This is a genomic window from Polaromonas sp. P1_G4, assembly GCF_056405475.1.
In genome coordinates, this window is sequence record NZ_JBFUCA010000043.1 from 1 (window position 1) to 15,004 (window position 15,004).

General features: G+C 63.1%; 12 protein-coding genes and 1 pseudogene. 12 read left to right on the forward strand and 1 reads right to left on the reverse strand.

Annotation, left to right across the window (positions count from 1 at the left end):
- A partial coding sequence (locus AC1D1X_RS03895) for a GGDEF domain-containing protein (RefSeq protein WP_477697862.1) occupies window positions 1-956 on the forward strand: 956 nt, incomplete at its 5' end.
- Window positions 957-980: 24 nt separating this feature from the next.
- Here the strand turns inward: AC1D1X_RS03895 and metG are convergent.
- Window positions 981-3,074 (reverse strand): methionine--tRNA ligase, encoded by a 2,094-nt coding sequence (gene metG / locus AC1D1X_RS03900; RefSeq protein ID WP_477697863.1) that lies wholly within the window; start codon window positions 3,072-3,074, stop codon window positions 981-983.
- A 163-nt stretch (window positions 3,075-3,237) separates the two neighbouring features.
- Between metG and apbC the strand changes: the two genes are divergently transcribed.
- The 11 genes and pseudogenes from apbC to AC1D1X_RS03955 form a co-directional block, all read left to right on the forward strand.
- Complete coding sequence (gene apbC / locus AC1D1X_RS03905) at window positions 3,238-4,329, forward strand: iron-sulfur cluster carrier protein ApbC (RefSeq protein WP_477669784.1); 1,092 nt, start codon at window positions 3,238-3,240, stop codon at window positions 4,327-4,329.
- A gap of 12 nt (window positions 4,330-4,341) precedes the next feature.
- Complete coding sequence (locus AC1D1X_RS03910) at window positions 4,342-5,301, forward strand: LysR substrate-binding domain-containing protein (RefSeq protein ID WP_477669783.1); 960 nt, start codon at window positions 4,342-4,344, stop codon at window positions 5,299-5,301.
- 114 nt (window positions 5,302-5,415) lie between these two features.
- The gene (locus AC1D1X_RS03915) at window positions 5,416-5,886 is read left to right on the forward strand and encodes a formate dehydrogenase subunit gamma (protein WP_477669782.1); all 471 of its coding nucleotides are present in this window, start codon (window positions 5,416-5,418) and stop codon (window positions 5,884-5,886) included.
- Window positions 5,883-7,445 (forward strand): formate dehydrogenase beta subunit, encoded by a 1,563-nt coding sequence (locus tag AC1D1X_RS03920; protein WP_477697864.1) that lies wholly within the window; start codon window positions 5,883-5,885, stop codon window positions 7,443-7,445. Before AC1D1X_RS03915 ends, AC1D1X_RS03920 begins: the two co-directional genes overlap by 4 nt.
- 46 nt (window positions 7,446-7,491) lie before the next feature.
- Window positions 7,492-10,401, forward strand: a complete 2,910-nt coding sequence (gene fdhF, locus AC1D1X_RS03925) for a formate dehydrogenase subunit alpha (RefSeq protein WP_477697865.1) — start codon at window positions 7,492-7,494, stop codon at window positions 10,399-10,401.
- Window positions 10,388-11,212: a formate dehydrogenase accessory sulfurtransferase FdhD gene (fdhD, locus tag AC1D1X_RS03930; protein WP_477669779.1), complete on the forward strand. Its 825-nt coding sequence runs from the start codon at window positions 10,388-10,390 to the stop codon at window positions 11,210-11,212. Before fdhF ends, fdhD begins: the two co-directional genes overlap by 14 nt.
- Window positions 11,209-11,433, forward strand: coding sequence for a formate dehydrogenase subunit delta (locus AC1D1X_RS03935; protein ID WP_477669778.1), 225 nt, complete (start codon window positions 11,209-11,211; stop codon window positions 11,431-11,433). Before fdhD ends, AC1D1X_RS03935 begins: the two co-directional genes overlap by 4 nt.
- Window positions 11,434-11,525: 92 nt before the next feature.
- Window positions 11,526-12,074 carry a DUF3305 domain-containing protein gene (locus tag AC1D1X_RS03940; RefSeq protein ID WP_477697866.1) on the forward strand — a complete coding sequence of 183 codons (549 nt, stop codon included), beginning with the start codon at window positions 11,526-11,528 and terminating at the stop codon, window positions 12,072-12,074.
- Window positions 12,067-12,810: a DUF3306 domain-containing protein gene (locus AC1D1X_RS03945; RefSeq protein ID WP_477669776.1), complete on the forward strand. Its 744-nt coding sequence runs from the start codon at window positions 12,067-12,069 to the stop codon at window positions 12,808-12,810. Before AC1D1X_RS03940 ends, AC1D1X_RS03945 begins: the two co-directional genes overlap by 8 nt.
- Complete coding sequence (locus AC1D1X_RS03950) at window positions 12,740-14,875, forward strand: 4Fe-4S binding protein (protein ID WP_477669775.1); 2,136 nt, start codon at window positions 12,740-12,742, stop codon at window positions 14,873-14,875. The genes AC1D1X_RS03945 and AC1D1X_RS03950 overlap by 71 nt, the downstream gene beginning before the upstream one ends.
- A 22-nt stretch (window positions 14,876-14,897) precedes the next feature.
- Window positions 14,898-15,004, forward strand: a pseudogene (locus AC1D1X_RS03955) (molecular chaperone); the annotation flags it as partial.

Genomic DNA, 15,004 nt, shown 5'->3' on the forward strand with positions numbered 1-15,004 from the left:
CTGCCGCATTGCTGCATCTTGTGCTGCGCCAGATGGTGGTTGACCGCGATGTGCCCTGGCTTTCCCGCGGGTTGCTGGCCATGACCGTTCTGGGCTTTGCGATCGTGCTGGCCTTCCTGGCTCTGGGGAACAAGTCGTCTTTCAACCTGGCCACGCCTTACTACATCGGAAGCATCGCCGTCTACCTTTTTGTTTCCGCCTGGTACACCTGGCGCCGGCCGGCGGTGGGTATCTGGATCATGGCCGCGATGGTGTGCCTCACGGTGGGCTCCATCTTCCCCATCCTGCGCACGCAGGGCCTGATGCCCCTGGGCACGGCCACGCAGTTCGGCGCGCAAATCGGTGCCGCCCTGGAAATCCTTTTCCTGCTGATGGCCCTGTACCTGCGCAGCCGGGAAAAGCGCGACAACCAGGCGCGCGTCGGTGCGCTGACACGCGTCGACCCGCTGACCGGCCTGGGCAACCACCGCGTGCTGCTGCAGCGGCTGGACGCGCTGCTGATCCGCCAGCAGCGCGACCCCGGTGCGGGCGCGGTGGTGCGCATCCGGCTGGGCAACGCCCTGGATATCCGGCAGGACTACGGCATGGAGACGGCACAAAGCGCGGTAGTCCAGGCCGGCGCCTGTGTCACAAGTGTTGCGCAAGAGGGTGATACGGTTGCCCGTCATCGCGATGGAGACTTTGTGCTGATCCTGCAGGGGCACCTGACGCGCGGGGCGCTTACCGACATCGGCCAGCGGCTGATTGCCCGCGGACTGGCCGACAGCCCCAGCCTGCCGCCCAACACTGTGCTGCAGTTCAAGGTCGCGGTGGCCGAAGCGCCCTTCAGGGAAGGCGATGCAACGCAATTGCTGCACTCGCTGGGCCTTGTGCTTGGCGAGCTTTCCAGCCGTTCGGGGACCGGCCTGCGCTTTGCGGCCGGGGCGGCGGATGCCAGGAATTCGGCACCGGCCTGACGCAGGCGGCGTTGCGCAGCAAACTCAGTGAATGCGCATGCCCGGTGTAGCGCCCGGCAAGGGTTCCAGCACATAGATACCGGGTTGGGCTTTTTCATCCGCGTGGCTGGCGGCCAGCACCATGCCTTCGCTGATGCCGAACTTCATCTTGCGCGGCGCCAGGTTGGCCACCAGCACCGTGAGTTTGCCGACCAGGTCTTCAGGCTTGTAGACCGAGGCAATACCGCTGAACACATTGCGCATGCGGCCYTCGCCGGCATCCAGCGTCAGGCGCAGCAGTTTGGTTGAGCCTTCCACCGGTTCGCAATTGACGATCTTTGCAATGCGCAGATCGACTTTGGCGAAGTCGTCGATGGTGATGACGGGCGCGATGGCCTCGCCGCCGGGTACGGTGGCTTCTGCTATTGAATCAGGAGCGGCTTGTCCAGACTCCGCATGGGCTGGAGGCTCAAACAGTGCTTCAAGTTGTTTGATGTCGACGCGCTGCAWCAGGTGCTTGTAGTCGCCGATCAGGTGGCCATGCGGGAGTGGTTTGAACTGATCCGTCCATTGAAGCGGCTCTATTCGCAGAAACGCCTCTACATCTGTTGCGAGAGCGGGCAACACTGGTTTCAGGTAAATGGTGAGCAGGCGAAATGCTTCGACGCAGGTAGAGCAGACCTCGTGCAACTTTTCGCGTTGATCAGGGTGTTTCGCCAAGTCCCACGGCTTGTTTGCATCCACATACGCGTTAATTTGATCAGCCAAGAACATGATTTCTTTAGAGGCTTTTGCAAATTCTCTGGTGTCATACAAATCACCAATGCTCGAAGCTTCGCTAATAAGCGTTTCCAGCAAGTGCTTGGAATCGCCTTTAATGAGGCCCATTCTCCCGTCGAATCGTTTGGCAATGAATCCCGCCGCGCGGCTGGCAATGTTGACGTATTTGCCAATCAAATCGCTGTTGGCCCGCGCCATGAAGTCGTCAGCATTGAAGTCGATGTCTTCGTTCTTCGCATTGAGCTTGGCGGCCAGGTAGTAGCGCAGCCATTCGGGGTTCATGCCCAGGCTCAGGTACTTGAGCGGGTCCAGCCCGGTGCCGCGGCTCTTGCTCATCTTCTCGCCGTTGTTCACCGTGAGGAACCCGTGCACAAACACGTTGTCAGGCGTCTTGCGGCCGCTGAAGTGCAGCATCGCCGGCCAGAACAGCGTGTGGAAGGTGACGATGTCCTTGCCGATGAAGTGGTACTGCTCCARCCCCGGCGTCGCCATGTAGGCGTCGTAGTTTTCGCCGCGTTTTTCGAGCAGATTTTTCAGCGACGCGAGGTAGCCGACCGGCGCGTCCAGCCAGACATAAAAATACTTGCMCGGCGCGTCCGGGATTTCAATGCCGAAGTAGGGCGCGTCACGGCTGATGTCCCAGTCGCCCAGGCCTTCGCTTTGGGTGCCGTCGGGGTTGGTACGAACGCTGAACCACTCCTTGACCTTGTTGGCGACTTCGGGCTGCAGCTTGCCGTCTTGCGTCCATTTCTCCAGAAAGTCCACACAGCGCTGGTCGGACAGCTTGAAGAAAAAGTGATCGGAGCTTTTGAGGACGGGCGTCGCGCCCGACAAAGCTGAATACGGGTTGATCAAATCCGTGGGCGCATACACCGCGCCGCAGTTTTCGCAGTTGTCGCCGTACTGGTCTTTGGTCCCGCACTTGGGACAGGTGCCCTTGATGTAGCGGTCCGGCAGGAACATGTTTTTTTCAGGGTCAAAGAACTGCTCAATCGTTTTGGTCTCAATCAGCCCGGCCTTTTTGAGGTCCAGGTAGATCTGCTGCGCCAGCTGGTGGTTTTCCGGGCCGTCGGTCGAATGCCAGTTGTCAAAGCTGATGTGAAAACCGTCCAGGTAGGGCTTGCGGCCCGCCGCGATGTCGGCCACAAACTGCTGGGGGGTCTTGCCGGCTTTTTCAGCCGCGATCATGATGGGTGCACCGTGGGCGTCGTCCGCGCCCACAAAGTTCACCGCGTGGCCCTGCATGCGCTGGAACCGCACCCAGATGTCGGCCTGGATGTATTCCATGATGTGGCCGATATGGAAATTGCCATTGGCATACGGCAGGGCGGTGGTGACAAACAGGCGGCGCTGGGACATAAGGGTGCTTTTTGGCTAGGGGAGAGGTAACCCGCGATTTTAAGTCGCCCAGCCTTGGGGCTGCCCCGGCAAGTCCCCATGACCCCAGGGCTGGCGGCGCGGCGTTAGACTTCATGCCAACCGCCGCCCCCAGATTCAACGAGTTTCAACGGAGTATTTCCCCATGTCCCTGGACCAACAGGCCGTCTTGAACGCCGTGCAAACCGTGCTGGACCCGAATACGGGCAAAGATTTCGTCAGCACCAAGGCCCTGAAAAACCTGCAGCTCAGCGGCAGCGACGTTTCGTTTGATGTCGAGCTGGGCTACCCCGCCAAAAGCCAGATCGCCGGCCTGCGCAAAAGCCTGATCGCCGCCGTCAAGGGGGTGCCGGGCGTCGGCAATGTCTCCGTCAACGTCACGGTCAAGATCGCCAGCCACAGCGTGCAGCGCGGCGTGCAGCTGCTGCCCAACGTCAAGAACATCATCGCCGTGGCCTCGGGCAAGGGCGGCGTCGGAAAAAGCACCACCGCCGTCAACCTGGCCCTGGCCCTGGCGGCTGAAGGCGCCACCGTCGGCCTGCTCGACGCCGACATCTACGGCCCCAGCCAGCCCATGATGATGGGCATCGAAGGCCGGCCCGAAAGCGTGGACGGCAAGAACATGGAGCCGATGGAGAACTACGGCATCCAGGTCATGTCCATCGGCTTCCTGGTCGCGCAGGACGAAGCCATGATCTGGCGCGGCCCCATGGCCACCCAGGCGCTGGAGCAGCTGCTGCGCCAGACCAACTGGAAAGACCTGGACTATTTGATCGTCGACATGCCGCCCGGCACCGGTGACATCCAGCTCACGCTCTCGCAGCGGGTGCCCATGACGGGCGCCGTCATCGTCACCACGCCGCAAGACATCGCGCTGCTGGACGCCAAGAAGGGCATCAAGATGTTTGAGAAAGTCGGCGTGCCCATCCTGGGCATCGTCGAAAACATGGCGGTGCACATCTGCAGCAACTGCGGCCATGCCGAGCATATCTTTGGCGAAGGCGGCGGCAAGAAAATGGCGGCCGACTACAAGATGGACTACCTGGGCGCCTTGCCGCTGGACATCCAGATCCGCCTGCAGGCCGACAACGGCCGTCCCACCGTGGTGGCCGATCCCGACGGCGAGGTCGCCGGCATCTACAAGGCCGTGGCGCGCAAGATGGCCATTACCGTGGCCGCGAAGGCTAAGGATTTCTCCGCCAAGTTTCCGACCATCACGATCTCCAAGAACACTTAAGGCGTTCTTGCCATGAACCTGCTGGCCTCCCTGCGTTACCTGGCCGCGCTTGACGAGCACAAGCACTTCGGCCGCGCGGCGCAGGCCTGCAACATCACGCAGCCCGCCTTGTCCAACGCCCTGCGCGCGCTGGAAGACGAGTTCGGCGCTGCCATCGTGGTCCGCGGGCGTGCGTTTGTTGGGTTCACAGAGGAGGGTGAACGCGTCCTCGCCAGCGCCCGGCGCATGCTGCATGAGCGCGAAATCCTCAAGCAACAGCTCGACAGCTCAGTGGACAGCCCACGCGGGCATTTGACGATTGGCGTCGTTCCCACGGCGGTCTCCATCGCCGCGCGTTTTGCCGCCATGCTGCACGTCCGGCATCCGGGCATCACACCGGTGGTGCTGTCCCTCAATTCACACGACATCGAAACCCGGCTGGAAAACCTGTCGCTGGACATGGCGCTGGGCTACACCGAGCGTCTGAGCGCGCGCAATACGCGGCTGACCACCTTGCCGCAGTACATCGAGCGCTATTTCCTGGTGCGCCGTGCTGCCAAACCCAGCCCGGATGTATTACGCTTCGGCTCGCCCATGACCTGGGCCGATGCCGCGAAGTTGCCGCTGTGCCTGCTGACACCCGACATGCACAGCCGCACCCGGGTGGATGCCGCGTTTGCCGCTGCGGGAGTCACCGTCAAGCCCGTGATGGAAACCAATTCCATGCTGACGCTGGCCCTGACCGTCGTCGTTGGCGAGGTTTGCAGCGTGCTGGCAGGCGCGCTGGTGTGCGCCGTTCAGGGTTACCGCGAACTCGAAGCCCTGCCCCTGACGCCGGATGTGGAGACGCCTGTCGGCTTCATGATGCAGGCCAGCGACCGGCCCTCCCGCACGCTGGAGGCGGCCATGGCTCTGGCAGCCGAGCCCGCCTGGCTGCGCCACGCGGCTGACTACAGCGCACACCCAGAGAGCATGGGAAACAAGCCAACCTAGGCAAGCGTTTGCATACATTCAATCCGTGAATAGGGCAGTGTCCCGATTCAATTGGACGTAGCCCCTGTCCCTTGCACATACTTTGTGCATAGACAGAGATAGGGGTCCCACACGATGAATGAAGTTGCAAGCCAGGCCGTCGAACGCGTCATTGCGTCGACCAAGCACATGCCCGGCGCCTTGATGCCGATACTGCACGGCATTCAGGATGCGCTCGGCTACATCCCGCCTGACGCTGTTCCACCCATCGCCGATGCCCTGAACCTGTCCAGGGCTGAGGTTCATGGCGTGGTGACGTACTACCACTACTTCCGCTCCGAACCGCCCGGCCGCCATGTGGTGCAGATCTGCCGCGCCGAGAGCTGTAAAGCCATGGGCTCAGACGCCCTCTGGTCGCATGCCTGCTCCCACCTGGGCAGCGACGGCCATGGGCCCACCCAAGATGGCGCCTTCACGGTTGAGCCGGTGTATTGCCTCGGCTTGTGCGCGCAGTCCCCCGCGATGACGCTGGACGACAAGGTCCATGCTCGCGTCGGGATTGAAAAGTTCGATCGCCTGGTGGCGCAAGCAGGGAGCGCCGCATGAGCATCAAGATTTACGTGCCCCGCGACTCCGCCGCACTGGCTGCGGGTGCTGATGAGGTGGCTGCAGCTATCTCTGCCGAGGCTGCAAAACGCGGTGTCGGCATTGAGCTGGTGCGCAATGGCTCCCGCGGCCTGTTCTGGCTGGAGCCCATGGTCGAGGTGCAGACCGGTGCAGGCCGCATCGCCTACGGGCCCGTGGAGGTTGAGGACGTGGCCGGCCTTTTTGACGCTGGCTTTCAGTTGGGCGGCATGCATGTGTTGCAGCTGGGCCTGACCGAAGAGATTCCGTACCTGAAAAGGCAGGAGCGCCTGACTTTCGCACGCATGGGCGTGACGGACCCGCAGTCGCTGGCCGACTACCAGGCGCACGAAGGCTATGCCGGCTTGCGCCATGCCCTGGGGCTTCCCGCCACAGAGATCGTGCAGCAGGTGCTGGACGCCGGCCTGCGCGGACGCGGCGGCGCGGCATTCCCGGCCGGCATCAAATGGAAAACCGTCGCGGGCCTCAAAGCCACGCAAAAGTACGTGGTTTGCAACGCCGACGAGGGTGACTCGGGCACCTACTCCGACCGCATGACCATGGAGGGTGACCCCTTCATGTTGATCGAAGGCATGACGATTGCCGCGGTGGCCACCGGCGCCACGCAGGGTTATGTCTACATCCGCTCTGAATATCCCCACGCGGTGGYGACCATGCGCGAGGCCATCACCATCGCCGAGGCGGGCGGCTTTCTGGGCGACAACATCCTCGGCTCGGGCCACAGCTTTCACCTGCATGTGCGCAAGGCTGCGGGCGCGTATGTCTGCGGCGAAGAAACCGCCATGCTGGAAAGCCTGGAAGGCAAACGCGGCATCGTGCGTGCCAAGCCGCCGATTCCTGCCATCCAGGGCCTGTTCGGCAAGCCGAGCGTGATCAACAACGTCATTACCTTTGCTTCGGTGCCCATCATCCTGTCGCGCGGCGCCACGTTTTACAAAGACTATGGTGTGGGCCGCTCCAGGGGCACCCTGCCCATCCAGCTGGCCGGCAACATCAGATTCGGCGGGCTGGTCGAAAAAGCCTTCGGCGTGACCTTGCGCGAGCTGATGTACGACTACGGTGGCGGTTCGGCCTCAGGCCGGCCCATCAAGGCGGTGCAGGTCGGCGGCCCGCTGGGCGCCTATGTGCCTGAATCGCAATGGGACACGCCGCTTGACTACGAAGCCTATGCGGCCGTGGGCGCAGTGGTGGGCCATGGCGGCATCGTGGTGCACGACGACACGGCCGACATGGCCAGCCTGGCGCGCTACGCGATGGAGTTTTGCGCGATTGAGTCCTGCGGCAAATGCACACCCTGCCGCATCGGCTCCACCCGCGGCGTGGAAGTGATAGACCGCATCGCCAACGGCCCAGGGGAGCAGCGTCCGCAGCAAATCAAGCTGCTGCGCGATCTGTGCGACACCATGGTTCACGGCTCGCTGTGCGCCATGGGCGGCATGACGCCTTTCCCGGTGCTTTCGGCACTCGACCATTACCCGCAGGACTTCGGCATGACCGTGCCGGATCGCAAAGCCGCCTGAACCGACAGCAACGGCAGCACCCCAACAAGACGCACAGGAGACCCCCATGCTCGAACACCTCAAAGAAACCGATTACGGCACCCCCAAACGCGAGTCCACCCAGGAAGTCACGCTGGAGATCGACGGCGAAAGCGTCACGGTTCCCGCAGGCACTTCGCTCATGCGCGCCGCGGTCGATGCAGGCATCCAGGTGCCCAAGCTGTGCGCCACCGACAGTCTGGAGCCTTTTGGCTCCTGCCGCTTGTGCATGGTTGAAATTGATGGACGCAAGGGCTTTCCGGCCTCTTGCACCACACCGGCAGAAGCCGGCATGAAGGTGCGTACCCAGTCGCCGCGCCTGCAAGAGCTGCGCAAGGGCGTGATGGAGCTCTACATCTCTGATCACCCCTTGGACTGCCTGACCTGTTCGGCCAACGGCAACTGTGAGCTGCAGGACATGGCCGGCGTGACCGGGCTGCGCGAAGTACGTTACGGCATGGAGGGCGCCAACCATTTCCGCAACGAGAGCAAGCCGGCAATCGACAATTCCAACCCCTACTTCAGCTACGACGCCTCCAAATGCATTGTGTGCAACCGTTGCGTGCGCGCCTGCGAAGAAACCCAGGGTACGTTTGCACTGACCATCAGCGGCCGCGGCTTTGAGTCGCGCGTGTCGMCGGGACAAGACCAGCCCTTCATGGAATCCGAATGCGTGAGCTGCGGCGCCTGCGTCGAGGCCTGCCCCACCGCCACGCTGCAAGAAAAAACCGTCATCATGCTGGGCCAGCCCGAGCACAACAAGATCACCACCTGCGCTTACTGCGGCGTGGGTTGTGCCTTCAAGGCCGAGATGAAGGGCAATGAAGTGGTGCGCATGGTGCCGTGGAAAGACGGCAAAGCCAACGAAGGCCACGCCTGCGTCAAGGGCCGTTTTGCCTGGGGCTACGCCACCCACAAGGACCGCATCACCAAGCCCATGATCCGCAAAAACATCAGCGACCCGTGGCAGGAAGTGAGCTGGGACGAGGCCATCAACTACGCCGCGAGCGAGTTCCGCCGCATCCAGGCCGAGCACGGCAAGGATTCGATTGGCGGCATCACCTCGTCGCGCTGCACCAACGAAGAAACCTACCTGGTGCAAAAGCTGGTGCGCGCCGCTTTCGGCAACAACAATGTCGACACCTGCGCCCGCGTCTGCCACTCGCCCACCGGTTACGGACTGAGCCAGACCTATGGCACCTCCGCCGGCACACAGACCTTCAAGTCGGTTGAAAAGGCCGACGTGATCCTGATCATCGGCGCCAACCCGACCGACGGCCACCCGGTGTTTGCCTCGCGCATGAAAAAGCGCCTGCGAGAAGGCGCACGGCTGATCGTGGTGGATCCGCGCCAGATCGACATCGTGCGTTCCCCGCACGTGGAGGCTGAGTTTCACCTGCAGTTGCGACCCGGCACCAACGTGGCCATGATCTCGTCGCTGGCCCATGTGGTGGTGACGGAAGGCCTGCTGGCCGGCGACTATATTGCCGAGCGCTGCGACGAAAAGTCATTCCGCGAATGGCGCGAGTTTGTGGCCCGCCCCGACAATTCTCCTGAAGCCATGGAAGCCGTCACCGGCGTGCCCGCGGCAGACGTTCGCGCAGCCGCCCGCCTCTACGCCACAGGCGGCAATGCTGCCATTTACTACGGCCTGGGCGTGACGGAGCACGCACAGGGATCGACCATGGTCATGGGCATTGCCAACCTGGCCATGGCCACCGGCAATGTGGGCCGCGAAGGTGTGGGTGTGAACCCGCTGCGCGGCCAGAACAATGTGCAGGGCGCCTGCGACATGGGTTCTTTCCCGCATGAACTGCCGGGCTACCGCCATGTGTCCGACAGCACGGTGCGCGCCGAATTCGAAACAGCCTGGGGCGTGACGCTGAACGAAGAGCCCGGCCTGCGCATCCCGAACATGTTTGACGCGGCCGTGGCCGGCAGCTTCCTGGGCCTGTATTGCCAGGGCGAAGACATCGTGCAGTCCGACCCCGACACCCAGCACGTGGCCAAGGCCCTCACCTCGATGGAATGCATCGTGGTGCAGGACATCTTCCTGAACGAAACCGCCAAGTACGCGCATGTGTTTTTGCCTGGTTCTTCCTTCCTGGAAAAAGACGGCACCTTCACCAATGCCGAGCGGCGCATCTCGCGCGTGCGCAAGGTCATGCCGCCCAAGGCGGGGCTGGCCGACTGGGAAGTCACCGTCAAGCTGTCCAATGCGCTGGGCTATCCGATGAAGTACGTGCATCCGCGCGACATCATGGCCGAGATCGCGGCGCTGACGCCGACTTTTCGCGGCGTGACCTTTGCCAAGATCGAAAAGCACGGCAGCGTGCAGTGGCCTTGCAACGAAGACACGGCAGAGCTCGGCACCGAGTTCATGCATAAGGACAAGTTTGTGCGCGGCAAAGGCCGCTTCATCATCACGCAGTACGTCGCCACGGATGAAAAGGTCACGCGCAAATTCCCGCTGCTGCTCACCACCGGCCGCATCCTGTCGCAGTACAACGTCGGCGCCCAGACGCGCCGCACCGACAACAACCAGTGGCACAGCGAAGACCGGCTGGAGATTCATCCGCACGACGCGGAAGACCGGGGCATCAAGCCTGACGACTGGGTGGGCATTGAAAGCCGTGCCGGGCAAACGGTATTGCGTGCAGTGATCACCGAACGCATGCAGCCGGGCGTGGTCTACACCACCTTCCACTTCCCCGAATCGGGCGCCAACGTCATCACCACCGACAGCTCCGACTGGGCCACCAACTGCCCGGAATACAAGGTCACTGCGGTGCAGGTTATGCCGGTGGCGCAGCCGTCGGAATGGCAAAAATCCTACTCGCGCTTCAACAAGCAGCAACTGCAGTTGCTGGATGCGGCGTCACAACCGGCGGGCGGTCCGCTTGCCGGTGCAGCGGAGGCAGCTCATGCAGGTGGTTGAAGGTTGCCGTGAAGCCCCTGTGACGGGGGTGCGGGCACATCGCCCGTTTGACCGGTCGGACTGGGTAGCCGAAGAGGTGCCTGTGGCGCTGGAGTACAACGGCATCTCGCACGCCGTGATGCTGGCCAGCCCCTCCGACCTCGAAGACTTTGCCTTCGGCTTTTCCGTCACCGAAGGCATCGTGGACGACTACACGCAGATTCACGACATTGAACAGACCAGCAGTGAGCAAGGGGAGACGCTGCACCTGACCATTGCGGCATCGTGCTTTGCGCGTTTGAAAGACCGTCGCCGCAGCATGACCGGCCGCACCGGCTGCGGCCTGTGCGGTACGGAAAGCCTCGAGCATGCGGTGCGCCTGCCGCCGCGCGTGCAGGGCGGCGGGGAGTTTGAAGCGGGCGCCATCACCCGCGCCCTGATCAACCTGCGCGAGCAGCAATTGCTGCTCAGCGCCACCGGTGCCACCCACGCGGCCGCCTGGTGCAATGCCGAAGGCGATATCGTGGTGCTGCGCGAAGACGTCGGCAGGCACAACGCGCTGGACAAGCTGATTGGCGCGCTGCAGCGCCGCCGCATGAACGGCGTAGGGGCCGATGCGGGTTTTATCGTCGTCACCAGCCGCGCCAGCTACGAGATGGTGCACAAAACAGCCATGGCCGGCGTGACGTTGCTGGCGGCCGTGTCGGGCGTGACGGGTCTGGCGATTGATGTGGCGCAAACCGCCGGCGTGGCGCTTCTGGGTTTTGTGCGCGGGGAGGATCTTTCCGTGTACAGCCACAAGGAGCGTGTCAACCTGGAGTACATCCTGTGAACAACGACAACCTGATCCGCATGGTCAACCAGATCGGCGCATTCTTTGAAACCATGCCTGACCGCACGGAAGCCCTGCAGGAACTGGCCATGCACCTCAAGAAATTCTGGGACCCGCGGATGCGCAAGGCGCTGCTGGAGCTGATCGAGAGCCATGGCGGCGAAGGGATCAGCGACGTGGTGCGCCGTGCCGCGCTGGAGCACCGCTCCCTACTGATTTAGAAGGTTATTGAGGTTATTACAAGCGCCTTATTTGCCCGCCGTACACTGCGGGCATGTCGGATTTCCTGCTGCAGTCCCCTGAAACAGATGCCATGCTGCACCGCCCGTGCACCGCGGTCGCCGTTGTCATGCGCCGCGAGCGCATCGACAACCGCTGGCAGCCCTGGCGCTGGGAACTGGCCGACATCGTCCCCCACGAAGACGCCTTTGGCGCCGCGCCGCGCCTCTTGCTGAAAGACGAGCGCGAAGAGCGCTGGCTGCACCCCGGCTTCAAGGTCGAGCTTTTCACCGACGACGCCGAAGGCTACTACCTCAATGCCAGCACCGGGCAGCCCTGCTTCTGGGTGGTCTGGCGCATGGAAGAAGAGGCCCTGCTGGCCGATGAACCCATCGCGATTCCGCAGATCGTCACCTTGAGTTACCACGATGCCGGGCGGTGGCTGGATGCGCAGGAAACGGTGGAGCAGGTGCCCGCGCCGCCGCAGGTCGTGCAGTGGCTGCAGCAGTTTGTGGACCAGCATTACGTGCTGGAGGCCAAGCGCCGGCAGCGCCCGCAGAGCTTTAAGCCGCTGACGGACCGCTTCGGTAATCCGGCGCGGGTCAGCACGGAAAAGAAAGCCGGCGGAGGCCAGCATGGCTGACGAACCGAAGGGCTTTTTGGGGCGATGGTCCCGCCGCAAGGCCGACGCTGTGATGGGCAAACCACTGGAAGAACCGGTTGTGGCTGCACCACCGGCAACGGATGCCAACGCGCCCGCCCTGCAAGTCCAGACACCCCAGGAACCGGCGCAAAAATCACCGGAAAATCCGCCGGAAAAGAAAGCGCTCACGCTGGCCGACGCCAGGCTGCTCACCAAAGATTCCGACTTCAAGCCTTTTATGGCCGGCGATGTGACGCCCGACGTGCGCAACGCGGCGATGAAGCAGCTCTTTGCCGACCCGCATTTCAATGTGATGGACGGCCTGGACATCTACATCGATGACTACTCCAAGTCCGACCCCATCCCCGAGGGCATGCTGCGGCAGATGACGAGTGCGAAGTTTCTCAATCTCTTTGATGACGATGAGGACAAGGAGAAAGAGAAAAACAAAAGCAGCGCAGAGGACGCGGCAGGCGAAGACCAAGCGAAGGCTGCCGGCCCGCAAGACGACCCCGTCAACCTGCCACGGGAAAGCGCCAATAACCCCACGGGCGAAACCGTGGCACAGTCCTATGAAAATCCGGACATAGCCCCCTCGCAAACGCCAGGCGCTTTATCAACCAGCCAATCCCAGCCCGACCCGGCCGGTGCCAGCCAAGAAGACCATGCCCACACTGATTTGCGACTGCAACCAGACCATGCCGCTCCAGCCACAGGCGCTGGGCACGGCACTTAACGAGACCCTGACGCTGCATTCGGCGCTGTGCCGCCGCGAGGTGGGCGCCTTCCAGAAGGCCGCGCAGTCCGGCGACGATGTTGTCGTAGCCTGCACCCAGGAGAAGCGGCTGTTTGCCGAAGTGGGCGAGCAGACCCAGGGCGTCACCTCGGTGGTGAAGTTCGTCAATATCCGCGAGACCGGCGGCTGGAGCAAAGACGCCGCCGGCGCCACGCCGAAAATCGCGGCCCTGCTGGCCGCGGCCCACCTGCCGGACGCCGAACCGGTGTCCACCGTCACCTACAAAAGCGCCGGGCGCCTGCTCATCGTGGGCGCACTCGACCAGGCAGAGCAGGTGGCGGCGCTTGTGGCCGACACGCTGGACGTGACCATCTTCGCCCAGGGCGTTTCGTCCCAGGCGCAGGCCGGGTTTCCCTCGCAAGAACGCAAATATCCTGTGATCAGCGGTGAGCGGCTCGCGCTCAAAGGCTGGCTGGGTGCGTTTGAGGCCAGCTGGGACAAGACCAACGCTATCGACCTGGACCTTTGCACACGATGCAATGCCTGCGTCGCCGTGTGCCCCGAAGGCGCCATCGACCTGAGCTACCAGGTCGATGCAGCCAAATGCACATCCCACCGTGATTGCGTAGCCGTATGCAAGGTGGCCGGTGCCATTGACTTCAACCGCGCATCGCAAACACTCGCGGAAGCGTTTGACCTGGTGCTCGACCTTGCTGCTAAACCCCTGGTCGCGCTGCACGCGCCACCCCAAGGCTACTTTGCCCTGAATGTATCCGCCGGCCTGGCCTCACCCGGCCTGCTGGCCACGGTGGTCAAGCTGCGCGACATGGTCGGCGAGTTTGAAAAGCCCAAATTCTTCGCCTACAAGCAAAAGCTCTGCGCCCACAGCCGCAATGAAACCGTGGGCTGCAATGCCTGCATCGACATTTGCTCGGCAGGTGCCGTTAGCAGCGAGAAAAGCAGGCAGCAGATCGTCGTCAACCCCAATCTCTGCGTGGGCTGCGGCGCCTGCACCACCGTGTGCCCGACGGGGGCGCTCACTTACGCCTACCCGCGTGCCAGTGAGCAGGGCGTGCGCATCAAGACCCTGCTGTCGGCATATGCCAAAGCCGGCGGCACGCAACCGGTGCTGCTGTTTCACAGCCAGGACAGCGGCCAGCAGGCGGTCGAGGCTCTGGGCCGCACTGCGCGGCTGCAAAAAACCGTGCGGGGCGTTCCGGCCAATGTGATCCCGCAGGCGTTGTGGCACACGGCCAGCGTGGGCCTGGATTTGTGGCTCAGCGCCATTGCCTTTGGTGCGTCCCAGGTCGCCGTGCTGGTGACGCGCGAAGAGGCGCCTGCTTACCTCGAAGGCCTGGCGGATCAAATGCGGGTCGCGCAAACTCTGCTCAATGGCCTGGGCTATGCGGGCGTTCACTTTCATCTGATGCACGCCGGCGAAGGCGCTGACGCCGTGGCCGGGCTCGATGCCAGCCTTCAGGCGCTGGCGCGAGGCCGTCCCACAGTGCCCGCCCCTGCGGCGCGTTTTGCTGTGGCGCAGGAAAAGCGCAGCACGCTCGACATGGCGCTGGACCACCTCATGGGCCAGGCGCCCGCCGCCTTGCCCGAGGCGATCGCGCTGCCCGCCAAAGGCTCGCCCTTCGGCAGCCTGACCGTCAACGCCGACACCTGCACGCTGTGCCTGAGCTGCGTGAGCGCCTGCCCCGCCAGCGCACTGCAAGACAACCCGGACCGCCCCCAGCTCAAGTTCATCGAAAAAAACTGCGTGCAGTGCGGCCTGTGCGCCACCACATGCCCTGAGGATGCCATCACGCTGCAGCCGCGCCTGTTGCTCACACCGCTACGCAAAGAGGCGCGCGTGCTCAACGAGAGCCAGCCCTACCAGTGCATACGCTGCAGCAAACCCTTCGGCACGCTCAAGGCCATCGAGTCCATGCTCGGCAAGCTCGCGGGGCACGCGATGTTCCAGGGTGCGGCCGCCGACCGCCTCAAGATGTGCAGTGACTGCCGCGTCATCGACATTTATTCCGCCGACAACGAGCTCAAGATCACCGACATCCGGTGAGCCCAAAGAACCAGACGCCACCATGACGCAAGCCCAACTTACCGCCTCTACCCTGGACGAAGAAACCGCGCGGGCCGAAGTCTATGGCTTGCTGGCCGCGCTTTACTATTCGGCACCCTCCGCAGAGTT

What these genes read in the sequence shown, in the direction of transcription:
- AC1D1X_RS03910 (WP_477669783.1), top strand. Translation starts at nt 4,342, where the DNA reads ATGAACCTGCTGGCCTCCCTGCGTTACCTGGCCGCGCTTGACGAGCAC.
- apbC (WP_477669784.1), top strand. Translation starts at nt 3,238, where the DNA reads ATGTCCCTGGACCAACAGGCCGTCTTGAACGCCGTGCAAACCGTGCTG.
- AC1D1X_RS03945 (WP_477669776.1), top strand. Translation starts at nt 12,067, where the DNA reads ATGGCTGACGAACCGAAGGGCTTTTTGGGGCGATGGTCCCGCCGCAAG.
- AC1D1X_RS03915 (WP_477669782.1), top strand. Translation starts at nt 5,416, where the DNA reads ATGAATGAAGTTGCAAGCCAGGCCGTCGAACGCGTCATTGCGTCGACC.
- AC1D1X_RS03950 (WP_477669775.1), top strand. Translation starts at nt 12,740, where the DNA reads ATGCCCACACTGATTTGCGACTGCAACCAGACCATGCCGCTCCAGCCA.
- AC1D1X_RS03940 (WP_477697866.1), top strand. Translation starts at nt 11,526, where the DNA reads ATGCTGCACCGCCCGTGCACCGCGGTCGCCGTTGTCATGCGCCGCGAG.
- fdhD (WP_477669779.1), top strand. Translation starts at nt 10,388, where the DNA reads ATGCAGGTGGTTGAAGGTTGCCGTGAAGCCCCTGTGACGGGGGTGCGG.